This window comes from Petrotoga sp. DB-2, assembly GCF_054051725.1.
In genome coordinates this window covers 16637-40650 of record NZ_JBSVZD010000016.1, presented here as the reverse complement: position 1 = coordinate 40650, position 24014 = coordinate 16637, and the positions used below count along the sequence as shown (strand labels likewise).

At 34.8% G+C, this 24014-nt stretch carries 29 protein-coding genes; 5 read left to right on the top strand and 24 right to left on the bottom strand.

Features of this window, described 5'->3' with window-relative positions; translation table 11 throughout:
• Positions 1-3 precede the first annotated feature (3 nt).
• The 24 genes from rpmC to ACW9JY_RS06540 all read right to left on the bottom strand — a co-directional run bounded on the left by rpmC (position 4) and on the right by ACW9JY_RS06540 (position 19374).
• Positions 4-204 carry a 50S ribosomal protein L29 gene (gene rpmC, locus ACW9JY_RS06655; RefSeq protein WP_103066435.1) on the bottom strand — a complete coding sequence of 67 codons (201 nt, stop codon included), beginning with the start codon at positions 202-204 and terminating at the stop codon, positions 4-6.
• Positions 204-629, bottom strand: a complete 426-nt coding sequence (rplP, locus tag ACW9JY_RS06650; RefSeq protein WP_103076392.1) for a 50S ribosomal protein L16 — start codon at positions 627-629, stop codon at positions 204-206. Before rplP ends, rpmC begins: the two co-directional genes overlap by 1 nt.
• Positions 630-848: 219 nt before the next feature.
• On the bottom strand, positions 849-1484 hold the full coding sequence (rpsC, locus tag ACW9JY_RS06645) for a 30S ribosomal protein S3 (protein ID WP_103076393.1): 636 nt from the start codon (positions 1482-1484) through the stop codon (positions 849-851).
• A gap of 15 nt (positions 1485-1499) precedes the next feature.
• Positions 1500-1946: a 50S ribosomal protein L22 gene (rplV, locus tag ACW9JY_RS06640; protein ID WP_103076394.1), complete on the bottom strand. Its 447-nt coding sequence runs from the start codon at positions 1944-1946 to the stop codon at positions 1500-1502.
• A gap of 12 nt (positions 1947-1958) precedes the next feature.
• A complete protein-coding gene (gene rpsS, locus ACW9JY_RS06635; protein WP_103076395.1) occupies positions 1959-2252 on the bottom strand; it encodes a 30S ribosomal protein S19 in 294 nt (97 codons plus the stop codon).
• A 93-nt stretch (positions 2253-2345) separates the two neighbouring features.
• Positions 2346-3170 (bottom strand): 50S ribosomal protein L2, encoded by an 825-nt coding sequence (rplB, locus tag ACW9JY_RS06630; RefSeq protein WP_103076396.1) that lies wholly within the window; start codon positions 3168-3170, stop codon positions 2346-2348.
• Between the two features lie 16 nt (positions 3171-3186).
• A complete protein-coding gene (gene rplW / locus ACW9JY_RS06625) occupies positions 3187-3483 on the bottom strand; it encodes a 50S ribosomal protein L23 (RefSeq protein ID WP_103076397.1) in 297 nt (98 codons plus the stop codon).
• Positions 3483-4148, bottom strand: coding sequence for a 50S ribosomal protein L4 (gene rplD, locus ACW9JY_RS06620; RefSeq protein ID WP_103065579.1), 666 nt, complete (start codon positions 4146-4148; stop codon positions 3483-3485). The genes rplW and rplD overlap by 1 nt, the downstream gene beginning before the upstream one ends.
• A gap of 16 nt (positions 4149-4164) precedes the next feature.
• Complete coding sequence (gene rplC, locus ACW9JY_RS06615; RefSeq protein WP_103065580.1) at positions 4165-4806, bottom strand: 50S ribosomal protein L3; 642 nt, start codon at positions 4804-4806, stop codon at positions 4165-4167.
• A gap of 59 nt (positions 4807-4865) precedes the next feature.
• Positions 4866-5177 (bottom strand): 30S ribosomal protein S10, encoded by a 312-nt coding sequence (gene rpsJ, locus ACW9JY_RS06610; protein WP_103065581.1) that lies wholly within the window; start codon positions 5175-5177, stop codon positions 4866-4868.
• Between the two features lie 77 nt (positions 5178-5254).
• Positions 5255-6454, bottom strand: coding sequence for an elongation factor Tu (gene tuf / locus ACW9JY_RS06605; protein WP_103065582.1), 1200 nt, complete (start codon positions 6452-6454; stop codon positions 5255-5257).
• A 34-nt stretch (positions 6455-6488) separates the two neighbouring features.
• Complete coding sequence (gene fusA, locus ACW9JY_RS06600; RefSeq protein WP_103065583.1) at positions 6489-8576, bottom strand: elongation factor G; 2088 nt, start codon at positions 8574-8576, stop codon at positions 6489-6491.
• A 25-nt stretch (positions 8577-8601) separates the two neighbouring features.
• Positions 8602-9069 (bottom strand): 30S ribosomal protein S7, encoded by a 468-nt coding sequence (rpsG, locus tag ACW9JY_RS06595; RefSeq protein ID WP_103076399.1) that lies wholly within the window; start codon positions 9067-9069, stop codon positions 8602-8604.
• Positions 9070-9088: 19 nt separating this feature from the next.
• Positions 9089-9463, bottom strand: a complete 375-nt coding sequence (gene rpsL / locus ACW9JY_RS06590; RefSeq protein WP_103076400.1) for a 30S ribosomal protein S12 — start codon at positions 9461-9463, stop codon at positions 9089-9091.
• A gap of 206 nt (positions 9464-9669) precedes the next feature.
• On the bottom strand, positions 9670-11694 hold the full coding sequence (locus ACW9JY_RS06585) for an ATP-dependent helicase (protein WP_457283785.1): 2025 nt from the start codon (positions 11692-11694) through the stop codon (positions 9670-9672).
• 52 nt (positions 11695-11746) lie between these two features.
• Positions 11747-12991, bottom strand: coding sequence for a sigma-70 family RNA polymerase sigma factor (locus ACW9JY_RS06580; protein WP_103076402.1), 1245 nt, complete (start codon positions 12989-12991; stop codon positions 11747-11749).
• A gap of 86 nt (positions 12992-13077) precedes the next feature.
• On the bottom strand, positions 13078-14817 hold the full coding sequence (dnaG, locus tag ACW9JY_RS06575) for a DNA primase (RefSeq protein WP_457283784.1): 1740 nt from the start codon (positions 14815-14817) through the stop codon (positions 13078-13080).
• A gap of 45 nt (positions 14818-14862) precedes the next feature.
• Positions 14863-15270: a 30S ribosomal protein S9 gene (rpsI, locus tag ACW9JY_RS06570; RefSeq protein ID WP_103076404.1), complete on the bottom strand. Its 408-nt coding sequence runs from the start codon at positions 15268-15270 to the stop codon at positions 14863-14865.
• Positions 15271-15285: 15 nt separating this feature from the next.
• Positions 15286-15741 (bottom strand): 50S ribosomal protein L13, encoded by a 456-nt coding sequence (gene rplM / locus ACW9JY_RS06565; protein ID WP_103076405.1) that lies wholly within the window; start codon positions 15739-15741, stop codon positions 15286-15288.
• A gap of 13 nt (positions 15742-15754) precedes the next feature.
• Positions 15755-16315: an ECF transporter S component gene (locus tag ACW9JY_RS06560; protein ID WP_103076406.1), complete on the bottom strand. Its 561-nt coding sequence runs from the start codon at positions 16313-16315 to the stop codon at positions 15755-15757.
• A 7-nt stretch (positions 16316-16322) separates the two neighbouring features.
• Positions 16323-16592, bottom strand: a complete 270-nt coding sequence (gene rpmA / locus ACW9JY_RS06555; RefSeq protein ID WP_103076407.1) for a 50S ribosomal protein L27 — start codon at positions 16590-16592, stop codon at positions 16323-16325.
• Between the two features lie 4 nt (positions 16593-16596).
• Positions 16597-16893: a ribosomal-processing cysteine protease Prp gene (locus tag ACW9JY_RS06550; protein WP_457283783.1), complete on the bottom strand. Its 297-nt coding sequence runs from the start codon at positions 16891-16893 to the stop codon at positions 16597-16599.
• 5 nt (positions 16894-16898) lie between these two features.
• Positions 16899-17213 carry a 50S ribosomal protein L21 gene (gene rplU / locus ACW9JY_RS06545; RefSeq protein ID WP_103076409.1) on the bottom strand — a complete coding sequence of 105 codons (315 nt, stop codon included), beginning with the start codon at positions 17211-17213 and terminating at the stop codon, positions 16899-16901.
• A gap of 115 nt (positions 17214-17328) precedes the next feature.
• A complete protein-coding gene (locus ACW9JY_RS06540; protein ID WP_457283782.1) occupies positions 17329-19374 on the bottom strand; it encodes a transglycosylase domain-containing protein in 2046 nt (681 codons plus the stop codon).
• A 444-nt stretch (positions 19375-19818) separates the two neighbouring features.
• Here ACW9JY_RS06540 and ACW9JY_RS06535 point away from each other — a divergent pair, with 444 nt between their 5' ends.
• The 5 genes from ACW9JY_RS06535 (at position 19819) to ACW9JY_RS06515 (ending at position 24006) form a co-directional block, all read left to right on the top strand.
• A complete protein-coding gene (locus ACW9JY_RS06535; protein WP_103078847.1) occupies positions 19819-20574 on the top strand; it encodes a YebC/PmpR family DNA-binding transcriptional regulator in 756 nt (251 codons plus the stop codon).
• Positions 20575-20645: 71 nt separating this feature from the next.
• Positions 20646-21413 carry a hypothetical protein gene (locus ACW9JY_RS06530; protein WP_457283781.1) on the top strand — a complete coding sequence of 256 codons (768 nt, stop codon included), beginning with the start codon at positions 20646-20648 and terminating at the stop codon, positions 21411-21413.
• A gap of 19 nt (positions 21414-21432) precedes the next feature.
• Positions 21433-22242 (top strand): CheR family methyltransferase, encoded by an 810-nt coding sequence (locus tag ACW9JY_RS06525; RefSeq protein ID WP_457283780.1) that lies wholly within the window; start codon positions 21433-21435, stop codon positions 22240-22242.
• Between the two features lie 244 nt (positions 22243-22486).
• Positions 22487-23542: an S-methyl-5-thioribose-1-phosphate isomerase gene (mtnA, locus tag ACW9JY_RS06520; protein WP_457283779.1), complete on the top strand. Its 1056-nt coding sequence runs from the start codon at positions 22487-22489 to the stop codon at positions 23540-23542.
• Positions 23539-24006, top strand: coding sequence for a metallophosphoesterase family protein (locus tag ACW9JY_RS06515; protein ID WP_457283778.1), 468 nt, complete (start codon positions 23539-23541; stop codon positions 24004-24006). The genes mtnA and ACW9JY_RS06515 overlap by 4 nt, the downstream gene beginning before the upstream one ends.
• Positions 24007-24014: the final 8 nt, after the last annotated feature.

Below are 24014 nucleotides of genomic sequence, written 5' to 3'. Positions count from 1 at the left end.
AATTTACCTCCTTATTCCGAGTTCCCTTTCTTTGAGGATGGTCTTTATTCGAGCTATATCTTTCTTTACTTGCTTGATACTTGAAGAATTTTTTAGTTGTCCAAGTTCAAGTTGAAACCTCAATTGAAATAATTTTTCCTTTAAATTGTTTAATTCTTCATTGAGCTCTTCGTCTGTTAATTCTCTCATCTCAGTTATTCTCATCAGAGCTCCCCTCCTATTTCATATCTTTGAACTATCTTAGTCCTTATCGGTAGCTTGGAGGCGGCATACTCTAAGGCCCTTTTGGCAGTTGCTTCATCGACTCCACCTATCTCAAACATTACCCTTCCCTTCTTTACAACCGCTACCCAACCTTCTACATCACCTTTACCTTTTCCTTGCCTTGTTCCAATACCTTTGGAAGTTACTGGTTTATCTGGAAAAACGTTAATCCAAATATTTCCTGTTCTTTTTAAGGTTCTAACCATAGATAACCTACATGCTTCTATCTGTTGAGCGGTTATCCATGAACTTTCCATCGCTTTTAATCCCCAGTCACCAAAATGTACCAAACTAGCACCTTTTGTCATTCCTTTGACTGTTCCGCGTTGTTGTTTTCTGTATTTCACTCTTTTAGGCATTAACATTTAGGATTTCCTCCTTTTTTACCATTTCTACGATCTTTAGCATGCTTTAGCGCCCCTTTGCCCCGCTCCCCACCCATAAGGAAGAACACAATATTTTGTCCCTTCATCTCGTAGCTCCATCCATAAGGATGGGGAAAGATATCTTCACTCCGCTCCTTACCTTTTAGGATGAGCAGAAGACTTTGCCTCTTCATCTGGTAGCCCATCCATTTGGTAACATTATTGAATTATCGTATCTCCATGATAGACCCATACCTTTATTCCTATGGTGCCGTATTTAGTTTGAGAATGAACGATAGCGTAATCTATGTTTGATCTTAAGGTTTGAAGAGGTAATCTTCCTTCCATATACCATTCTGTTCTTGCTATTTCAGCACCACCAAGCCTGCCAGAAACCATAATTTTCACGCCTTTAGCGCCTCTTCTCATGGCGTTGCTTATAGCTCTTTTCATGGCAACTTTGTGCGAAACCCTTCTTTGAAGTTGACCCGATACATCTTCAGCTATGAGTTGAGCATCAACGTAAGGATTTTTTACTTCTTGAGCGTAGACCTTAACATTTTTATCGCCCACTATGTTTTTCAAATCATCTCTAATTTTTTTTATCTCTGAACCTTTTCGTCCGATCAAAATCCCTAGTCTTGCACCATAGATATCTATTCTTATTAACGAATCGCTGGGTCTTTCAATTAATATATCTGAAATTCCGGCAGCTTCGTAATTTGATTTTAGATAATTTCTTATCTTTTCATCTTCATGTAAATAATCAGAATAATTCTTTTCGTTAAACCATACAGATTTCCAATTTTTATTGTTTCCAAGCCTGAAGCCGTTTGGATGCACTTTTGATCCCACTTAATTCACCTCACTTTATTTATCGGCACTTTTGTCTCTCACGGTTATATAAATATGGCTCATTCTTTTTTGAAGAATATCTGCTCTTCCATGAGACCTTGGCCATAGTCTTTTTAGTCTAGGGCCTTCATTCACCATTATTTCAGAAACATAAAGATTTTCAGCGTTCAACCCAAAATTATTCTCGGCGTTGGCTATCGCGGACATCAAAGTTTTGTATAGTATACGTGCTGATTTTTTTGGACTGAAAGTGAGTATTTGAAGTGCTTCACTTATATCTTTATTTCTTATTGAGTTGGCCATGGATCTAACTTTTTTTGGTGATATTCTTACATACTTTGTAACTGCCCTAGCTTCAACAATTGGTTCAGCAGCTTCTTTTTCTTTTCTCAATCTATGATAAACAGACCTTTTTACTTTTCTACCATCTTCTTGAACTCTGGAAACATTATTAGTAGCCATAAACTACCCTCCTCAACCTTGCTTTTCTAACTTTCCTTTAACCGCTTTTTTGTCCGGATGCCCTCCAAACCTTCTGGTTGGAGAAAATTCACCTAATCTATGACCGATCATTTGTTCAGTTATATAAACCGGTATGTGTTTCATTCCGTTATGAACTGCTATTGTGTGCCCAACCATTTCTGGAAGGATCATTGAAGCTCTTGACCAAGTTTTAATGACTTTTTTTTCACCCTTTTCGTTCATCTCTCTAATTTTTTTAATAAGACTCGGATGAACATATGGACCTTTCTTTAAAGATCTTCCCACCTACTGCACCTCCTTGCTTTTTATGTTTTAGACACTTTAGAAACTCTAAAACTTCTGTTAGCGCCCCTTTGCCACGCTTCCCATCCAAAGTGTCTACTTTACCCTTCTTCTTACAATAAATTTATCGGATTGTTTTTTTCCTCTTCTTGTTTTATATCCTTTAGCAGGGGTCCCCCATGGGGATTTAGGAATGTGACCTTTGCTCCTTCCTTCTCCACCACCCATTGGATGGTCTACTGGATTTTGTACCATACCTCTTACTTTAGGCCTTCTTCCTAACCATCTAGTTTTTCCTGCTTTACCGTAAACTTCATTGGAGTGTTCTTCGTTGCTTACTACACCGATGGTAGCCATACAACTCAAACGAACCCTTCTCAATTCTCCAGAAGGCATTTTTAAAAGTGCATATTTACCTTCTTTAGCCATTAACTGAGCATAGGTCCCTGCAGATTTTGCTATTTTTCCACCTCTGCCTGGTTCAAATTCTATGTTGTGCACAAGTGTACCCAAAGGAATGTTCTCCAAAGGTAAGCAGTTACCAACTTTGATTTCAGCATTTGCACCACTCATTACAGTTTCTCCAACTTTTAAACCTTTGGGAGATAATATATACCTTTTTTCCCCATCGGCGTATACCAATAGAGCTATCCTTGCACTTCTGTTGGGGTCGTATTCTATTGAAGCAACTTTTGCAGGAATATTCTCTTTATTCCTTTTAAAGTCGATTATTCTGTATTTTCTTTTATGTCCACCACCACGATGCCTCATTGTAACTCGACCGTAATGGTTCCTTCCTCCAGTTTTTTTCAAAGGTTCCAACAAACTTTTTTCGGGTTTGACTTTTGATAATTCGGAAAAATCAGAAGTCGTCATATATCTTCGCGTTGGTGTTACGGGTTTGTATTGTTTTAACGCCATTATTTATTCACCTCTCTTACAAACTGCCTTGCAATTCTCTAATTACGTAACCTTCTCCTAATTTAACTATTGCTTTTTTCCATCCTCTTGTATATCCTTCACTTCTTCCTAATCTTTTCGGTTTCGGCTTCATATTCATTACGTACACTTTCTCTACTTTGACTTTGAATATTGTTTCGATGGCTTCCTTTATTTCTGGTTTGGTAGCATCTTTCGCAACTTCAAATGTATATTTTCGTTCTTGCATGAGAGAATAAGTTTTTTCTGTTAAGATCGGCCTAGTAATAATATCGTACGCTTTTTGAAGCTCCATCAGCCGATCACCTCCTCGATTTTATTCACCATTTCTTTGGTAAGTACAATTTTCTCATTGTTTATTAAATCAAATACATTCAAACCATCCACATTTTTTTTATTTTGCCCAGGATTATCAGCAATAATTACTTTCACCTTTGGTAAATTTCTTGCAGACAATTTGAAGTTTTCGTATTGTTCTTGCTTATAAGGAAATAAAAATAAGACCTTTGTACCATCCATACCAAATTGGGTCAAAATATTTTTTACATCTTTTGTTCTAGGTTTTTCAAATTTAACATCATCCAAAACAATTAAGTTATTTTCTCTATACCTGACACTCAATGCAGATTTTAATGCTAATCTTTTCATTTTTTTGTTGAGATCTTTGTGAAATTCCCTAGGTTTTGGTCCAAAAGCTACTCCACCGTGTCGGAAAATAGGAGATCTAATTGATCCGGCTCTTGCTCTACCTAAATGCTTTTGAGGCCACGGTTTTCGGCCTCCTCCCCTGACTTCACTTCTAGTCTTTGTCGAAGCTGTACCTGCCCTTTTGTTGGTTAATTGCATATCCACGTATCTATATAGTACATCCATATTTGGATCGATATTAAAAATTTCATCTTTAATATCTAACGTTCCCACTTTTTCATTTTTAATGTTGTATACATCTATCTGTGACATTTCTTAATTGACCTCCTTACTTCATTTTTGGGCGTTTAGCCTTAACGGCTTCTCTTATTGTTACCAATCCGCCCCTCGCTCCTGGGACTCCACCTTTGACCGCTATTAGATTGTTTTGTACATCAATGTAAACTACCTCTGAGTTTTGAATGGTTACCCTTTCATTTCCGTATTGACCAGCCATTTTTTTCCCTTTGAATACCTTAGAAGGATAGGATGCATTTCCTGTTGATCCTAGATCTCTATGAAATTTTGAACCGTGAGTTTTCTCTCCCCCTGAAAAGTTCCATCTTTTCATAACTCCTGAGTATCCTCGGCCTTTTGATTTACCTATTAAATCAATCTTTTCTCCTTCAGAAAAAATTGATACATCAATTTTTTGACCGATTTCGTAATCATCGACATTGTCTACTCTAAATTCCCTTAAATATCTCATGGGTTGCACTTGTGCCTTTTTGAAGTGACCCATCAATGGTTTGTTTGCTTTTCTTTCCGGTATCTCTTCAAAACCTATCTGTATAGCGTTATATCCATCTGTTTCTACGGTTTTCTTTTGAACTACCACACATGGTCCAGCTTTGATAACTGTCACCGGGATGGCTTTATCGTCTTTAAAAATTCGTGTCATTGCAACTTTTTTACCTAAAATACTCTTCATTTTCACACCTCCAGAGCCCGAATGATATCCGTCTTAATTTTTTTAGATTTACAATGGCATTAAGCCTTTATGTCTACAGATACTCCTGCTGGAATATTGACTTTCAACAGTTTAGTAACCGTATCTGATGAAGCATTGTAGATATATATAACTCTTTTATGAACAACTTTTTCAAATTGTTCCATTGAATATGAATATTTGTGTGGGGATCTTATTACCGAATATACAGTTCTCTTATTTGGTAATGGAATAGGACCAGAAACTTTAGCTTCGGTATCTTTTACGGCATCAATAATTTTTTTTGATGATTCGTCTAGTAATCTATGGTCGTATCCTTTCAATCTAATTTTTATGTACTTATTATTGGCCATATTTTTTTAAAAAGCCTCCTTTTAACTCATTAGTAAGGGGAGCTGAAGCTCCCCGTACAATAATACATTCAAATTGATTATTCAATTATTTCTGTAACAACACCGGCTCCTACTGTCCTTCCACCCTCTCTTATAGCGAATCTCATCCCTTCTTCAAGGGCTACAGGGTAAATCAGTTCTACTGTCATATTGATATTGTCACCAGGCATTACCATCTCTGCACCGCTGGAAAATTCTACAAGAGTTCCTGTAACGTCTGCTGTTCTAATATAAAACTGAGGTCTGTAACCTTTGGTAAAGGGTGTGTGTCTTCCTCCCTCTTCCTTTTTCAATACGTATACCTCAGCCTTGAATTTTTTGTGAGGAGTAATTGAACCTGGAGCGGCGAGGACTTGACCTCTTTTTACTTCATCTTTTTCTATACCTCTTAAAAGACATCCGACGTTGTCTCCAGCTTCACCTTCATCCAATATCTTTCTAAACATCTCAACACCGGTTACAACAGTCTTTTTTGTTTCATAGCTCAAACCAACTATTTCAACTTGATCTCCAGTGTGAACAACACCTCTTTCGATTCTTCCAGTAACAACCGTTCCCCTTCCAGTAATGCTGAAAATATCTTCTATGGGCATTAAGAAAGGCTTATCAGTTTCTCTGACTGGATCTGGAAAGTAATTATCAATCGCATCTAGAAGTTCGTATATCTTTTGTGTCCAAGGACCGTCTGGGCTGTCTTCTTCCAATGCTTTTAGGGCAGAACCTTTAACAACTGGGACTTCATCTCCAGGAAATTCGTAGCTACTTAGGAGATCTCTAACTTCCATTTCTACTAAGTCTATTAATTCTTCGTCATCAACCATGTCAACTTTGTTTATAAAAACAGCTATAGCGGGAACGTTAACCTGTCTTGCCAACAAAACATGTTCCCTTGTTTGTGGCATAACACCATCAGTTGCGGCTACAACCAAAATAGCTCCATCCATTTGAGCTGCCCCAGTTATCATATTTTTTATGTAGTCCGCATGACCTGGACAATCTATATGTGCATAATGCCTTTTTTCTGTTTGATATTCAATGTGTGAAACGTTGATGGTGATTCCCCTTGCTTTTTCTTCAGGAGCTTTATCTATCATGTCAAAAGGTGTAAAATCTGCCCAGCCTTTGTAAGATAAAGCCTTGGATATAGCGGCGGTTAAAGTTGTTTTCCCGTGGTCAATATGACCGATAGTTCCTACGTTCATGTGTGTCTTTTCCCTAACAAACTTCTCTTTAGCCATTGTTCTATCTCCTCCTTATAAATTATTATTGAACTTATTCTCTACTTAAGAGTTTTTGAGTTACTTGCTCCGGAACCTCCTCATAATGAGAAAATTGAATCGAACTGGTTGCTCTTCCTTGCGAAAGAGATCTCATTACTGTGGCGTATCCGAATAATTCTGATAATGGAACATGGGCATGTATTATTCTGGTATTCGTTCCTCCCACGTTTTCAAAACTCTCTACTCTTCCTCTTCTTGAGCTTAAATCGGCAATTATATCTCCCATGTATTCTTCAGGAGTTGTAACGTCCACTTTCATGACAGGCTCTAACAAAACGGGTTTGGCTCTCTTTACTGCATCTTTAAAAGCCATAGATGCAGCTATTTTAAAGGCCATTTCTGAAGAGTCAACTTCATGGTATGAACCATCAAAAACTTCCACTTTAATAGCCACCATGGGATATCCCAATAAGACGCCATCTTGCATACTTTCCTTAACACCATTCTCTATGGCTGGTATATATTCTTTTGGTATGACTCCTCCCACTATTTTATCAACAAATTCGAATTCTTTTTCGCTATTCAAAGGCAGCGGTTCAATTCTAAGTTTAACATGTCCGTACTGCCCACGACCTCCAGTTTGCCTTATATATTTACCTTCAGCTTCGGCTGGAAGTTTTATTGTTTCTTTATATGCTACACGCGGCTGACCTACTTTAACGTTCACCTTGTATTCTCTTTTAATTCTCTCAATGATAATTTCTAAGTGCAATTCTCCCATTCCAGATAATATGGTTTCTCCAGTATCGTGGTCGACGTAGCTTCTTAAACTTGGGTCTTCTTCTGTTAATGCATTTAGGGCTTTACCCAATTTTGCTTCATCATCTTTGGTTTCAGGTTCTATGGAGACCGAAATAACAGGTTCTGGGAATTCAAGTTTTTCTAGAACTATATTACATTCTTTATCTGAGAGTGTATCCCCTGTAGAAGTATCCTTTAAGCCAATTAATCCAACAATGTCTCCAGCCCTTATGTAATCAACTTCTTCCCTTTTGTCAGCATGGAGAAAAACAAGTCTAGATACCCTTTCTGTCTTATTTTTAGTTGTATTGACCACGTAGCTGCCCTTATTTAAAGTACCGGAATAAACTCTAGCAAAAGTCAATTTACCAATAAAAGGGTCCGCCATTATTTTAAAAGCCAACGCAAAAAAATCTTCGTCTTTGGAAGGATGAATATCTTTTACATATTCCCCCGTCCTTTCATCAAACGCCTTAACAGGGGGCATATCTAATGGCGACGGCAGATAATCGATAACTCCATCCAACACGGGTTGTATACCTTTGTTTTTAAAAGCACTTCCACAAAAAACAGGTACTATTTTGTTTTGAATAGTGGCTTTTCTTATCGCTTCTTTCAATTTAGCCAGGGGAATTTCTTCCTCTTCTATATAAAGTTCCATTATATCTTCATCAACCTCTGCAATTGCGGCAATTAAATCTTCTCTCTTCGATTCACAAAAATCTATTAAATCATCTGGAATACTGGTTCTTTCGATTGTTTGGCCACTTTCATCTTTCCAATAAAGTGCTTCCATAGTTAGTAAATCAACTACACCTTCAAAATCCGACTCAGAACCTATTGGAACTTGCAAAGCAACAGGATTCGCACCCAACTTATCTTTCATTGTTTGTATAGCGTTAAAAAAATTCGCTCCTATTTTATCCATTTTATTCATAAAAGCAATTCTCGGCACTCTGTACCTGTCAGCTTGCCGCCAAACAGTTTCAGATTGTGGTTCAACTCCAACTTGAGCGTCAAAAACGGCAACCGCCCCATCTAAAACACGTAAGGATCTTTCCACCTCAACCGTAAAATCAACGTGGCCTGGTGTATCAATTATATTTATCCTATGATCCTTCCAAAAGGCGGACGTTGCAGCGGAGGTTATGGTAATCCCTCTCTCTTTTTCTTGATCCATCCAATCTGTTTCAGTTGTACCTTCATCAACATTCCCTAATTTGTGTTTTGTCCCCGCATAAAACAAAATTCTTTCGGTAGTAGTTGTTTTCCCTGCATCTATATGCGCAACTATTCCTATATTTCTTATTTTTTCTATGGGGTATAATCTTTCTTTCAAAACAATCCCTCCTAAAACTGCTATACTACCATCTGAAATGTGCAAAAGCTCTATTCGCTTCAGCCATCCTGTGAACGTCTTCTTTCTTTTTTACGGCAGGTCCCGTATTGTTGTACGCGTCTATCAGTTCTTGAGATAATTTACTAATCATATCTCTTCCTTTTTTTGATTGTGCAGAAGTAACTATCCATCTTATAGCTAAAGATGTGGCTCTGTTTTCAGGTACTTCAAAAGGCACTTGATATGTTGAACCCCCAACCCTTCTTGATCTTACTTCTACCACAGGTTTAACATTATCTATCGCTTTATGAAAAGCCTCTATTGGATCTTCTTTTGTGGCTTCAGCCAATCTTTCCAAAGAAGAATACACTATTTTTTGAGCTAAAGATTTTTTCCCATCATACATTAACCTGTTTATAAATTTAGAAAGTAAAATATCTCCGTAAACGGGATCTGGAACTATGTTTCTTTTCTCAGCAGTTCTTCTTCTCATTCAGTAAAGAACCTCCTTATTAAGCCTTTGGTTTTTTGGTACCATATTTACTTCTACTTTGTTTTCTACCTTCAACTCCAGCAGCATCCAAAGCTCCTCTGATTATCTTATACCTTACACCAGGTAAATCTTTTACCCTTCCACCTCTTACCAAAACGTTAGAATGTTCTTGTAGGTTATGACCTTCTCCAGGTATATAACAAGTTACTTCAATTCCATTCGATAGTTTAACCCTTGCAATCTTCCTTAAAGCTGAATTAGGTTTTTTCGGGGTCATAGTTGATACCCTTACACAAACACCTCGTTTTTGAGGGTTACCTCGTAATGCAGGAGATTTGGTCTTTTTCTTTACAGATTTTCTTCCATATCTTATTAATTGATTAATCGTTGGCACTTAGATTTCTCTCATTTCAAGGGAAGCCACTAAACAAATGCCCTCAAAAATGAGAGTTCACCTCCTTCTGCTTTATTTTAATTTATATTAGTAAAATATATATATTTTTCGTATATTTGAAAAAATAAGAAAACGCCAGTGGATATTTTACATTATTAGACCTTAATTAAAAATTAATTAAATATAACAATTTAAATAATTTATCGTTATTTATAATTGATTTTCAAACGGTTGACCATACCCTCAGGAATTTTTTTGATAAAATCGTTTTCCTTTTTTACAAAATAAAATGAATTCCTTAAATAAGGGTTGGTCGTTCCAGTCAGTTGTTTCAAAATGTATAATTCATTCTTTGCCCTTGTTATGGCAACATAGAAGAGCCTTTCTTCTTCATCTAATTTTTGTTCTTTAATTGCAAGTCCGTTGGGAAAATCTCCTGGATTCACCGATATGAGAATAACTACTTTCCATTCTAAACCCTTTGCTCCATGAATCGTTGTGAGAGTTAACTTATTCTCATCATTGACCCCGTTCGTGGCGTTCTTTTTTTCATCGTTCGCGGGTATTACCCCTAGCTCTTCACTGAGCGTCAAATCTTCTATAAAAGTACCCACGGAATCGTATCGACTGGCAATTTCACTGAATCTTTCAATATCCATGTTCCTTGATTTAGAATCAGTAAAAGTTAAGAAAGAATATTCTTGGTAGAAATCTTGATAAATGATATCTATCAACTCATCAGGACTACTTTCTTTCTTTTCAAAAAGTTTTGTCAATAATTCCAGGGGTGTTTTGAACTTTTTTATTTCAGTTTCCTTCAATATATTTGAGATGTTATCGTTTTCCTCGTTTATTCGAGTTTCTATCTCTTCATAGATCTTAGATGCAGTTTTGTTACCAATCCCAGGAAATAATTTTAAAACTCTCATCCATGAAATCTTATCCAAAGGATTGTTTAATACCTTTAAAAAAGCCAATATATCTTTAATATGTGCGGTTTCGATAAATCTCAATCCCGATAGTATTCTGTAAGGAATACCTTTTGAATCCAATTTTTGCTGTAATACCATAGATAGTGAATGTGATCTATATAGTACAGCGATATCTTTGTAATCTAAACCTTCTTTTAATTTATCTTCTATGATTTTGGTTACGGCATCGGCTTGTTCCAAATCGTCAAAAGTTTCCACAACAAAAGGTTTTAAATAACTTTTTCTTATAGGCTTTAGGACTTTAGGTACAGAGTTAGAAGGTATTAAATGATTAATAAAACCTACTATATCAGAGGTACTTCTGTAATTACTTTGTATTTTGAAAACTTTTGTTCTGTCATCTTCTATAAAATCTTTTACGTTTTTAAATAAAGCTCCTCTAAAAGAATATATGCTTTGAGAATCGTCTCCAACAACTATCAAATTTCCATGAACCGAGGATAAAGCCTCAACCAATTCAATTTGAATTTTGTTCGTATCTTGAAATTCGTCAACTAAAACATATTTAAATTGGCTTGAACACTTGTTTAGTACTTCTGGATGAGTTTTGAATAAAACTAAAGTATTTACTAATAGATCGTCATAGTCCATGGCGTTCATATCTTTTTTTAATTGGGTATATATACCCCAGATTTGTTCAATATCTCTTTCAAAATTCAACAAATAGGGAGCTCTTTCAAGTATGGCTTCTCTTAAAGAGGTTAATGTATTACATGAATAGCTTATAATTTTCATTATTACTTCTTCTTTGGGAAGTTTGTAATTATCACTGATTTCCTTGATGTACTCGCTTTTAGCCATTTTCAGTAAATCTTTTGAATCTTCTTTGTCGAGAATGCTGTAATTATTTTTGTAATCTAAAATCGTAGCATACCTTCTGAGAATAGAATTACATATATGATGAAAGGTACCTGCAAGCATTTTGTCCATGTTTCTGTTAGTTACATTCTTTACTCTTTCTATCATTTCCTTTGCTGCCGCTCTAGTGAAGGTAACTAGTAAAATATTCTCAGGTTTAACTCCATTATTCAACAAATAGGCAATTTTATAGGTTATTACTCTAGTTTTACCAGAGCCGGGACCCGCAACTATTATCGATCTTCCTTCTGATTTTATAACAGCTTCTTTTTGTTCCTCATCTAACTCATTTTCTAGAAAAGAGGGGAACCTTTCCTTGACCCCGTTCGGGGTGTTCTTCTTTTCTAAAAAGAGGAAATCATTCCCCTTATTTTTCTCCATGTATTTACACTCCTATTAAATATCATATTGTATATTTGCACCCCTTCGCCCATTATATATCTTTCTTTTCTATCATATCGCTTATTTCTTTTAATTGCAAGCTTCTGGAGGGATGCCTTAACTTTCTTAAAGCTTTTACTTCAATCTGTCTTATCCTCTCTCTTGTGACATTGAAGAAGTTTCCAACCTCTTCGAGTGTTTTCATCTTGCCATCAAGCAAACCATACCTCATTTTTAACACCGTTGCTTCTTTGGGCCTTAAGGATTCTAAAACTTTTTCAATTTCTTCTTTAAGTATCATTCTTACCGCAATTTCCTCTGGTTGATCAGCTTCAGAGTCCTCTAAAAAATCCCCTATATAAGCTTCTTCATCATCTGAACCACTTATAGGCGCATCAACGGAAATGATTTCTTTAGTTGCCAATAAAATCTCATCCATCTTTTCCAACGGTTTATCCAGTAATTCTGCTAACTTTTCGGTAGTTGGGTATTCACCTGTTTCTTGGAGATGTTTTCTAATAACTATATTCATCCTATTTATAGTTTCAACCAAATGAACAGGTATTCTAATTGTTCTTGCTTGATCGGCTATAGCTCTTGTTATTGCTTGCCTAACCCACCAAGTAGCGTAGGTTGAGAACTTAAAACCTCTTTTCCAATCAAATTTTTCTACAGCTCTAATTAAGCCAATGTTCCCTTCTTGAATCAAATCCAAAAAGGTTAATCCTCTTCCAGTATATCTTTTGGCTATACTTATTACTAATCTTAAATTTGCCTTCACCAATTCGTCTTTGGCTTTTTTGTCACCTTTTTTAGCCCTTATCGCAAGTTGTCTTTCCCTGGAAGGGGTTAAGAGTTTGATCCCCCCTATTTCCCTCAAATAAATCTTTATGGGTTCATTTACGGCAGAGTTGTCAAATATCTGAGATTCCCTTTCTTGAAAAAGCTCTTCCAAACCCTCGTTAAAAAATTCTTCTTCCTCCTGGGCTTGGTCCTCTGGAAAAGATTCCATAATTTCTATTCCTTCGGATTCTAGCTTTTCATGAATCTTTTCTAAAAAGTTACCATCAATTACATCTGATAAATTATGAGGTATGCATTCATCTATATCTTGATAAGTTATGGTATTATTTTTCTTTTTGGCTATTTCAATAAGGTTTTCCAAACCTTTTTCAAGTTCTTCTATATAACATTCTTTGTCTCTTTTAACCCTAATTTTATCTTGATCAACAATCTCTATTTTTTCAATTTCTTCTATTAATTCTGAAAAATCTATCTTTTTCTTAAGCTTTTCCATCGATTAGTTTACCTCCATAAGGAACGTTATTAGATCGCTTAATAAACAAATAAAATCCATTTTTAAAATATTGTGTAATCTACTATTCAATTTACTATTTTTAGTTTAGAATAAAGTTGTATGATTTGAGACGTAATATTCGTCTTTTCCGAAAGATCTTTTGTTTCATGAAGTTTTTTCTTCAACTCTTCTATTTGTTGATTTATTTTTGTTCTCCTAATACTCTCTTTTAAAGAAGAAAGAATCCTCTCCGGATTAAAGAAATATTCAATCTTCCAAACCTCTACTATCAATTCACTTAGTTCTTTTGAAGAATTTTCAAGTAGAAACCCGATATCTGAACTTTGTGAGGTTAAAGTAAAAAATTCTTTGAGTAATTGACTAGAGAAATCTTCTTCGCTGAAATAATTTTTGAGTATCTCTCTATAGTGAGGATATTTAATCCATAGGTATAAATAAGATTTTGCAATATCGTACCTTATATCCTTTTCTACGTAAAGAGTATCTTTCGTTTGAGAATTAGACTCATTTGAAGCAGAACTTTCAGGTATGAGCGCAGACGTTCTTTCTAATACTTTTTGAATGTATTCGGTGCCTTTTCCCGTTTTTTTTGAAATATTTTCTATAAAACTTTGTAAATAACTTATTCTTCCAACATTTTCAAATTTTTTGTACCATCTTGACATTTCTTTCAAATATTTCTCTAAAGCGAATTCATTGCCTAAATCGTATTTTTCTGCATAATAATCAATAATGAATTCATGAAATTTGTAGGAGCTTTTTAATATTTCGGCGATGTATTTGTTATCGTGCTTCTTGGTTAGTTCATCTGGATCTTTAGCAGGATACTTCGAAACTGCTATTTGGAAATCTTTAGCAAATAAAGCATCTATAGTGGATAAAGTGGCTTTTTGACCAGATTCATCCATATCGTACATTGTAACTACTTTGTTAGTTGCTTTCAGTAATTCAAGGGCATGATCTTTTGTAAAGGCAGAACCTAAAATTCCTACAACATTTTTGAAACCTAATTTGTACATGGAAATTACATCAAAGTACCCTTCGACCAATATTACAAAATCATTTTCTTTTATGAATTTTTTGTTTTTATAATACCTGTAAAGTATTTTAGACTTTTTAAAAAATTTATTCTCAGGAGTATTCAGATACTTAGGAGAATTCGTTTCTTCCTCTATTTGTCTACCAGCGAAGCCCACTAGTTCTCCAACATTGTTCCTGATTGGGATAATTAAACGATTATAAAAAAACTCTTTGTCACCATTGATCAACAAGCCAGCATTCTTTGCAATGTCTTTGTCAAAAAGATTTTCTTCGATCACTTTTTGGATTTCTGAGCCCGTGGCAAACCCTAATTCAAATTCTTCAGCTAACTCTCTGGTTATCTCTCTCTTTTTCAGATACTGCCACACTTTATGCTTCGAAGAAAGGTTGAGAAGATTATAGTTATAAAGCTTGGAAACTTCCTCATTGAAAGTTATCTCAACAGGTTCTTCTTTTTGAGTAATATCTAGTTCAATTCCTGCATATGTAGCTATTTTTTTTAAGGCATCCAAAAAACTAATTTGTTCATACTTTTCCAAAAAAGTGATCACATCACCATGAGCTCCACATCCAAAGCAATGGAAGGTTTGAGTTTCAGGAAATATATAAAAAGATGGTGTATCTTCCGCGTGAAAAGGACATAGTGCTACGTAATTTTTTCCCCTTTTAGAAAGAGACAAATAAGAATTGACGAAATCAATTATATCAACTTTATTTTTAATTTCGTCAATCTTTTTTTTCAGGTTATCGTAATTTCTGCTCATAATACTTCACTATTCCTTAAAAATACAAAGCAAATAATACAATACTCATCTTTTTGAAAACTGAGCTCTTTTCCTAGCTTTTCTCAAACCATATTTCTTTCTTTCTACTTCTCTTGGATCTCTGGTTAATAGACCTTCTTTTTTCAAAATGGGTCTCAAAGATTCATCATAAGAAAGCAAAGCCCTGGCAATTCCAAGCCTAATGGCACCAGCTTGGCCACTCAATCCTCCACCATTAACCCTTATAACTAAATCAAACTGTCCATTCGTAGATGTAATGGTGAGTGGTTTTAAAGCTTCCATTTCCCATACCTCGTTGCCTCTTAAATATTCTACTAAACTTTTGTATTCTTTTCCGTTTATTTTAATCTTACCATTACCTGGTCTCAAATGTACCCTCGCAACAGCTGTTTTTCTTCTACCGGTTCCATAATATTCGACAAGTTCTGCCATTCGAATACCTCCTGATTAAATATTTTCTATTTTTATTTCTTTTGGTTTCTGAGCCTGGTGTGGATGATCAGGACCAACATATACCTTTAATTTTTTCATCATATGTTTGGCTAAAATGGTCTTTGGCATCATTCCCTTCACAGCCAACTTAATTATCCTTTCAGGATGTTTATTGTACATTTGTTCAAAAGAAATTTCCTTGAGCCCTCCAGGATAACCACTGTATCTTCTGTATACTTTGTTTTCTTTTTTGTCTTTTGAAAGTTTAATTTTTTCTGCATTCACTACAACAACAAAATCTCCACAATCTATATGTGGTGTATAAGTTGGCTTGTGTTTCCCTTGTAGTATTTTTGCAATCCTTGATGCTAGTCTTCCTAGTGTGTAGTCTTTTGCATCAATTAAGAACCATTCCCTTTTTATATCCTCTTTTTTAGCGATATACGAAGGCTGCACTAATTTAGAATTCATTTCAAAAACCTCCTCATTCTTCTCTTTTTGCTTGAGCGAAACTTGTTATTTTTGTTTTTTTCAATAAAAAATGCGAAATAGACGAATCCACAAAAAATTTGATGAAATTAAACAATAGAACTAGTAAAAAAAACACTTGCAAACTTATCCCTATGTTAGTAACGAATTGTGATGTTGGTTGATTAGTATAAACTGGTATCGCTATAAAATAATTCAACCCGTACGCTACAACCCCCGTCAGTAAAGAAGAAATTACGTAATTGATCCAGTTGTTCAACTTAACGAAATTTTTTAACAAATACAATGTGGTTATAAAAGCAGTCCCAGCTATAAAATTCATCAATATACCTATTAAACCACCATCACCGGCTCTGAAAATAAATAAAAAACTTTTTATTATAAGAGTAAAGAATCCAGGCAAAAAACCGTATCCCATTGTCACCAAAATGATCAAACTGTCGCTGGGATCAAATTTTAAAAAAGGTAACAAAGGTATTATTGGAAATTCTATAAAAGTTAAAAGAAAAGAGAGTGCCCCAAATATTCCAACAATCGCAACTCTTCTACCATGCATAAACGGATCAGTCCTTTAGGGCATAAACATCAACGAACTTCCTGTTGTTTTTAGTTTTGAACTTAACAACGCCGTCTATTTTAGCAAATATCGTGAAGTCTCTTCCTATTCCAACGTTTTCCCCAGGATGAATCTTAGTGCCCCTTTGTCTAACAATTATAGTTCCAGCCTTAATTTTTTTGCCGTCAGAAGCCTTGACACCAAGATACTTGGGGTTGCTATCTTTTTTATTTACATCAGAGCTTTTTTTAGCAAAAAGTTGTAAATCTATTTTCATATTCTTATCTAACCTCCACTTTAAGATTTCTTGGGTAATCTTTAGATATAGCAACCAAACTTTTAAGCAAGTAATCTAATAACAATTGGGAGAGGTGAGTTTCTTGCTTGAGCGAAATCTTTAAATAGCCCTCTCTTTTCTCAATCTGACCTAAACTTTCATTTTTTAGAATTTCAGCAACAAATTGCGTTAAAACACTCACGGCACTACAAACTATATCGTTGCCAAAAGAAGAAAATTCGGCATGTCCGAAAATTTCTACACTGGGTCTTTCAGAATTGGTATAAATTGCGGTAATCATTGGCGTTACCCTTCAATTTCTTTTATTTTTAGAGCGGTATATTCCTGTCTGTGACCTTTTTCTCTTCTATAATTTTTTCTTCCTTCAAATTTGATTATTTTTACCTTTCTATCTTTCCCATGCTCTACAACCTCGGTAATTACCTTTGCTCCCTCAACATAAGGTTTCCCAGCTTTCTTTTCTTCATCTTTACTTAAATAAATAACTTTGTCTAATACTACCTGGTTACCTGGATCGACATCTTTTACTTTTTCAGTGTAAATCACTTGATCTTTTTCTACCTTGTATTGTTTACCATTAAAATAGACTATAGCGTACACTTTTGCACCTCCGATCTCTCAGAATTTTCTAAAATCCATTTGCCTATTTTACCATCTAAATAAACGGGTAGTATTAATTAATTGTTAATTTTAAAAAAATAAAACTAGACATTTTTCACTCTATGAACTTTTCTATTACTTTAGCTTGGTCAGGATATATATACTTTATTTGATTATAAATCTCCTTTAATTGTGCTTGCTTATCTTTATCGATAGTAATGCTGTTCAAGTAACTTTCCAAATCGTAACCGTTTTGAATGAAGGAAAATGGTTCTTTAAAGAAATCCGTCAGATTCTCTTTTTTCCATTGCTCGATTTCTTTTACCACATCAGGATAAAGATATTGAATTTCCCTCTGGGCTGCGTTTATCTTTTTTTCAAGCTCTTTATACGGATAATCGAACTTGACCGAATTTAAATATCCCACAACGTTCCCCCCGGTGGAAACGAAATCAATGGGACTTTCAAAAAATGAAATACTTTCTTGTATACTTTTTAAACTAAGATAAACATAAACCTCTTCGCTTTGGCCATAATAAAGTAAAGAGGTGGCAATCTCTTTTGCCCAGGGAACAGCCGTGTAAGAAGATAAAAGATCTTCCCCTTTAACCATAGTGGTTAAAACCTCGCTACCGGTGTATCCAACAAACCAAGCTGATAAATCAGAAGTTCCGGTTTTACCATGTAAATCTAAATCTAAAACATTTGCTCTTTGCCCTGTTCCTTCTAAAACGACTTTTCTCATTAAAGTATTCATTGTGGCATATGAATCATTGGATATACCATCGATTTTTCTTTCAACATTTGGATATCTTTTATATATTAAATTCCCTTTTTTATCGTAAACTTCTGAAATTATGTAAGTCGAAGGAATAATACCGTAATTTGGGAAAAGTGAATAAGCTTTTGTAAACTCATATGGACTTGTTTCCACAGTTCCCAGCGACAATGTTAAATCATTGGGATATTTACCTTGAACACCCACAACATTTGAAAGAAAATTCTTTATTGTTTCTATAGACCTTTGAGGAGATATATCTATATGAGAAGCTAGGTAGATCGATGGAATGTTTATGGAATCGACTAACGCTTCTTCTAAAGTGACCGTTCCTCTGTATGTCTTATCAAAATTTTCCGGGGCCCAATCACCAAATTTCATAGGTTGATCGGGAAGTACCGTATCTGTATCATAACCATTTTCCAAAGCTAAAAGATAATAAAATGGTTTAATAGCAGAACCAACTTGTTGTTGGGAATAGAAAACATCGTATTCTCCACCCCAAAAACTTAATATTTCACCAGTTTTGTTGTTGATCACAATGGCAGAGGTTGATGAATCTACAGTAACAGAATCGAATAAATTCTTATTAAAGGTGGTTTTTATAGTATACCCACCACCCTTTAATCCTATATCTTCTTCTTCTACTTTGATTCTATAAACTAAATTTAAATATCTTTCATCGTAGGTTTGAGGGTAAAAAACCATCTTATCTATTCTTTCCTTAACGCTATCTTTTTCTTCTATTATAAAATTACTAGGAAGGGAATTTAAAACTATCATCCCCTGATTTTTAGCTCTTTCTGGGTACTTATAGGGGTTGTAAACTTCTGGTCCGTTTATTATCCCTATTAAAACTAGCATCTCTTCATAATTTAAATTTTGTAACTCTTTTCCGTAATATCTCTCTGCCGCAGCCCCAAATCCTGAAATGTCATTCCCTAAATACACACTATTCATATAAGCTTCCAAAATTTCTTCTTTTGTATAAGACCTCTCCAGAAAAAAAGCAAGCATAATATCCATTATTTTCCTTTTAATAGTTCTTTCATTTGTGAGATAAACAGTTTTGGCAAGTTGTTGAGTTAGGGTACTCCCACCTTGGACTATAGAAAAGTTCTTTATATTTGTTAATGCAGCTCTCGTCAGCGCCTTAATATTGATCCCATTGTGTTCGTAAAACTCTCTATCTTCTGACCACAAAAGGAAATATATTAATTCTGAAGGCATTTCATCCAGCTTAACATATTTGTATTTTGTTGATAGTATCTGTTCTCCATTATCGAATAGATAAGTGTTGTACTTGGGATCTACAAGAAAAATAGAAGTTGAATCATTGTAATAGCCGTATACATAGAAAAATAAAGCAAAAAAAATTGCCATTCCCATAAAAAAACCTATAATGAAACTCTTTATAAAAAACACCTCCGCTTGTTTGCCGCAGTGTGCAAACAAAGATCTTTTAAAAAAAAGACTTTTGTTTTTGGGGAGTTTGAGGGGTTTACCCCTCAATGTCCGGGGTTACCCCTTAACGCCTGAGGATATCATACCATATTTAGATTTATATTTTTTAAAAATTTTAGTAATAAATAATATTATAGAAAATATTTTGCTTGTTTTTCTAAATGAAAAATGTTAAAATAATGGTGAAAGAATTTATAAGAATAACAAATTTTCCATAAAAGTAAAATAATAGTAATTAAATTGATAGAAAACAAAAATGCCTATGTAATCCTTAATAGTATAATTGTTTCTGTCTAAATTTAATTGACTTAAGGAAACGCGACAAAAATAATTTATTCAATGTTTGTGAGGAGGCTGAATATTATGTCAGGACATAATAAATGGGCAAATATTAAACACAGAAAAGGTGCACAAGATGCAAAAAGATCCCAAATGTTTACAAAACTCATTAGAGAGCTTACAATAGCTGCTAGAGAAGGTGGAGGAGATCCAGAAGCTAATCCACGTTTAAGAACCGCGGTAGAAAACGCCAAGGCAGCTAACATGCCTAAAGACAAGATCGAATCAGCTATAAAAAAAGGAACCGGTGAATTAGAGGGTGAAGAACTCACCGAAATAATGTACGAGGCATACGGTCCAGGAGGAGTTGCGCTCCTAATTTCGGTTGTAACCGATAACAAGAATAGAACCGCTCAAGAGGTTCGCCATGTTCTCTCGAAATGGGGTGGGTCTTTAGCAGAATCAGGTTCTGTTTCGTGGAATTTTGAACGAAAAGGACTAATAACCATCCCCAAAGAAGAAGTTGAAGATATTGACGAGTTAATGTTACTCGCGGTTGAAGCTGGCGCAGAAGATTTAGATGAAAACACCGATCCTTTAGAAATCATCACCGCCCCGGAAAATCTGACTCAGGTGAGAAATGCTCTAAAAGAAGCAGGATATACCGTTTCCGAAAAGTTAACCTTTTTACCCAAAACAACCGTTAAGCTTTCTGATGAAGACGCCGAAAAGTTATTAAAATTGTTGAATGCATTGGATGACATGGATGATGTTCAAGAAGTATTCGGGAATTATGAGATTGACGATGAAGTAATGGAAAGACTCGCTGCAAACATTTAAAAACCCATAAATGGGGACTTTCGTCCCCATTTTAAATTATTAGGGAACTATTTGGGAAAGGATAACTACAAATGAAAAGATTTCCCTTAATACTTATATTAATTACATCGATAATCTCCACCTTGAATTTCGCCTCTAGTTCCTCGAAGGTACTTTTTTTAAGTGATTTCACTCAAACTTTGAAAAACGAATTTATTTTTGATTTAAAGTTTGAAGATATTTACGAAACTAAGTTCAATTTTGACTTTGAATCTTTAGAAGACGAAGTTCGATTATCGAATGTAGATAATGTAATTAATTATTTCAAATTCGATCAAGCAGGCTTCGAATTTTCGTATAGAAATCCCGGAAATAGAAACGACCCATACTTTTTAACAGAAAGTTTTGATAGTTTCAGCATGGTATTGGACGATTATTTTGTACTAACGTTCAACGATCTGAAAATTGGCGTTATCTTCAAAGAATCGCTTTTTAACATGTCCTTTTGGACTAAGGTCACAGACCTTTCTCAATCAAAAATTGCGTTGACTTTAGCAATTCCAAACAAATTAGGTATATCTCTAGGGTTTGAAGATATTATGAAGTACTATTTTAGAGCTGGAGATTTACTTTTTTCTTTGGATAATAATGCTCTTGACTCTGTTTATATTTTGAATCAAGATTTTCTATTGGAGTACAATTCGAGCACCAAATCTCTTTTGATTGATTCGATTTACTTCGATAAAAATGAAGAAAATTTCTATTTTCGAATACCTGTTACGAGAAATTTATTTCTGACTTATTCCAATCTTGGAATAGGTGTTTCTTTCTATATAGAACTCTTAAGCGAAAATAGATAAATAAATTTGGAGGAAAAAGATGGCGGATTATTATTCTTCTCCTTATGATGACGAAGATTACAAATTGTTTTTGAAAAAGTTGGTAACCCATTTCAATCTAGATCTCTCTGGATACAAACAACACAGAGTAAGGCGTAGAACGGATATATTGCTCAAAAAGTATGGAATCAATTCGTATTCGGAATATCTAGAATTATTACAGAAAAATAAGGACAAATGGCAGGAGTTTTTAGATAAACTCACCATAAATGTTACGGAATTTTTTAGGAACCCAGAGAAATGGGAATATTTAAAACAAGAAATAATCCCCGAGCTCATTAAAAATCACAAACCGAGGCTAAAATTTTGGAGTGCAGGTTGTTCTACAGGAGAGGAACCTTACACACTTGCTATTATATTAAATGAATTAGGTATTTCCAGCAAATCAACAATAATCGCTTCGGATTTTGACGATGGAGCTTTACAGCAAGCCAAACGTGGCATATATAATGAAAAAAGTTTAATAAACTTAAACGATGAATACATAAAAAAGTATTTCAAAAAAACAGAAGAAGGTAAATACGAAATAAAAGATTTCATCAAAAATAATGTTACTTTCAATAAAATGAACCTCCTATTTGACGAGTTTGAAAAGAACTTTGATTTAATCATATGTAGGAATGTTGTCATATATTTTGACAACGACGCTAAAGAAAAGTTATACAAAAAATTCTACGATGCTTTAAATCCTGGAGGAGTGTTGTTTGTTGGTTCTACGGAAAGAATTTTCAATCATAAGGCCTTTGGCTTCACTTCCATTGCTCCCTTTTTTTATAAAAAAATTATTTAGTTGAAGGGGCAAATCCTTCTAATCTTCCTTATGGGTGGGGAGCGAGGCAAAGGGGCGCTAATAAAGACTAAGTGCAGCTTACGAGAAAACGATGCTAACAATTAACTCACAAAAAGGCTCGCCTTTTAAAAGGGTCATAGGGCGGAGCCCTCCCCCACCCCTTCTGGGCTAGGGACCGTAGATCCCTCTTTACAAAAGAAATAATAAAAAAGAACAAATTACATATTATACGAGGAGGAAACAAATGAAAAATATAAAAACAATGACAATGGAATGGACAGGTAACAGTTTAATTTTGATAGATCAGAGGTATTTACCTATAGAAGAAAAGTATGTAGAATGTCAGACTTATCTCGATGTTGCTAATTCAATAAAAGACATGGTAGTAAGAGGAGCTCCCGCTATAGGAGCGACCGCAGCATTTGGCTTTGTTTTAGGGGCAAAAGAGTTTTCCTATCTTTCTGACAAAAATATATTTTTAAACAAATTAGAAGAAGTAAAAAACAGTTTATCTAAAACCCGCCCCACTGCTGTAAACTTATTTTGGGCGTTGAACAGGATGGATAAACTTTTAAAAGATAGCCTTCCCACAAAAGAAATAAATGACCTTGTCAACATATTAGAAGAAGAAGCATTGAAGATTGCCTACGAAGATATTGAAATAAATAAACAGATTGGTAAGAATGGAGAAGTTTTGTTAAACGATGGGGACACCGTTTTGACGCATTGCAATGCTGGAGCATTAGCAACCGTTGATTACGGAACAGCTTTAGGGGTTATTAGAGCGGCAGTAGAAAACGGAAAAGATATCCAGGTCTATGCAGATGAAACCAGACCATACCTTCAAGGAGCTAGATTAACCGTTTGGGAATTGATTAAAAGTGGTATCAAAACTACACTAATTACAGACAACATGGCAGGTTGGGTAATGAAACAAGGAAAAATAAATGCTGTGATAGTAGGAGCCGATAGAATCGCACGTAATGGGGATGTTGCTAATAAAATTGGAACTTATTCTGTAGCTGTTCTTGCAAAAAAGCACGGTATTCCTTTTTATGTTGCAGCTCCACTTTCAACTATAGACATAGAAACAAAAAATGGGGAAGGTATTCCCATCGAAGAAAGGAATCATAATGAGGTCAGATTTTGCCATAAAACTCGTTTAGTGACAGACGATGTAAATGTATACAACCCTGCTTTTGATGTAACTCCAAATGAATTAGTTACAGCGATAATTACCGAAAAGAAAGTCCTAAGACCTCCATATGAGAAAAATATAGTGGAAGTGGTCACCCTTTGAAAATACTTGTAATTGGCGATCTACATATTCCTATAAAATCAGACTTGAAAAGTTTAGATAAATTAAACTTTGGGCTTTATGATCAAATATTTTTACTTGGAGACATCGTGGATATCGAAGTACTGAATTACTTAGAAAATCAAAAGCCCATACTTCATGCTGTGTATGGAAATATGGACGATTTTTATATAAAAAATCGACTCCCCGAAAAATTGTCTTTAGAATTATTTGACAAAAAAATAGGCCTTATCCACGGTCATCAAACTGGTCGTGCAATACCTGAAAAACTGTTGAAATATTTTAATAAAAAGATCGATTTGATGGTCTTTGGACATTCGCATTATCAAGAGAAATATGAAATAGAGGATACTTTGATATTGAATCCGGGGGCTTTTTGCGAAGGAGAGTATGCAGAAATAGAGTTGAATGAAAGTATCTTTGAAATCAAATTACTGCATCTGTAATTTTACGA

Excerpts from the sequence above, each read along its gene's own strand:
- rplB (WP_103076396.1), bottom strand. The coding sequence starts at position 3,170 with ATGGCGTTAAAACAATACAAACCCGTAACACCAACGCGAAGATATATG.
- ACW9JY_RS06580 (WP_103076402.1), bottom strand. The coding sequence starts at position 12,991 with ATGGAAAAGCTTAAGAAAAAGATAGATTTTTCAGAATTAATAGAAGAA.
- ACW9JY_RS06585 (WP_457283785.1), bottom strand. The coding sequence starts at position 11,694 with ATGGAGAAAAATAAGGGGAATGATTTCCTCTTTTTAGAAAAGAAGAAC.
- ACW9JY_RS06525 (WP_457283780.1), top strand. The coding sequence starts at position 21,433 with ATGGCGGATTATTATTCTTCTCCTTATGATGACGAAGATTACAAATTG.
- ACW9JY_RS06550 (WP_457283783.1), bottom strand. The coding sequence starts at position 16,893 with ATGATTACCGCAATTTATACCAATTCTGAAAGACCCAGTGTAGAAATT.
- rplP (WP_103076392.1), bottom strand. The coding sequence starts at position 629 with ATGTTAATGCCTAAAAGAGTGAAATACAGAAAACAACAACGCGGAACA.
- rplC (WP_103065580.1), bottom strand. The coding sequence starts at position 4,806 with ATGAAGAGTATTTTAGGTAAAAAAGTTGCAATGACACGAATTTTTAAA.
- ACW9JY_RS06530 (WP_457283781.1), top strand. The coding sequence starts at position 20,646 with ATGAAAAGATTTCCCTTAATACTTATATTAATTACATCGATAATCTCC.
- ACW9JY_RS06535 (WP_103078847.1), top strand. The coding sequence starts at position 19,819 with ATGTCAGGACATAATAAATGGGCAAATATTAAACACAGAAAAGGTGCA.
- tuf (WP_103065582.1), bottom strand. The coding sequence starts at position 6,454 with ATGGCTAAAGAGAAGTTTGTTAGGGAAAAGACACACATGAACGTAGGA.
- dnaG (WP_457283784.1), bottom strand. The coding sequence starts at position 14,817 with ATGAGCAGAAATTACGATAACCTGAAAAAAAAGATTGACGAAATTAAA.
- rpsI (WP_103076404.1), bottom strand. The coding sequence starts at position 15,270 with ATGGCAGAACTTGTCGAATATTATGGAACCGGTAGAAGAAAAACAGCT.
- rplM (WP_103076405.1), bottom strand. The coding sequence starts at position 15,741 with ATGAATTCTAAATTAGTGCAGCCTTCGTATATCGCTAAAAAAGAGGAT.
- rpmC (WP_103066435.1), bottom strand. The coding sequence starts at position 204 with ATGAGAATAACTGAGATGAGAGAATTAACAGACGAAGAGCTCAATGAA.
- rplD (WP_103065579.1), bottom strand. The coding sequence starts at position 4,148 with ATGTCACAGATAGATGTATACAACATTAAAAATGAAAAAGTGGGAACG.
- rplV (WP_103076394.1), bottom strand. The coding sequence starts at position 1,946 with ATGGCTACTAATAATGTTTCCAGAGTTCAAGAAGATGGTAGAAAAGTA.
- mtnA (WP_457283779.1), top strand. The coding sequence starts at position 22,487 with ATGAAAAATATAAAAACAATGACAATGGAATGGACAGGTAACAGTTTA.
- ACW9JY_RS06560 (WP_103076406.1), bottom strand. The coding sequence starts at position 16,315 with ATGCATGGTAGAAGAGTTGCGATTGTTGGAATATTTGGGGCACTCTCT.
- rpsG (WP_103076399.1), bottom strand. The coding sequence starts at position 9,069 with ATGAGAAGAAGAACTGCTGAGAAAAGAAACATAGTTCCAGATCCCGTT.
- rplW (WP_103076397.1), bottom strand. The coding sequence starts at position 3,483 with ATGGAGCTTCAAAAAGCGTACGATATTATTACTAGGCCGATCTTAACA.
- rpsJ (WP_103065581.1), bottom strand. The coding sequence starts at position 5,177 with ATGGCCAATAATAAGTACATAAAAATTAGATTGAAAGGATACGACCAT.
- ACW9JY_RS06540 (WP_457283782.1), bottom strand. The coding sequence starts at position 19,374 with ATGGCAATTTTTTTTGCTTTATTTTTCTATGTATACGGCTATTACAAT.
- rpmA (WP_103076407.1), bottom strand. The coding sequence starts at position 16,592 with ATGAAAATAGATTTACAACTTTTTGCTAAAAAAAGCTCTGATGTAAAT.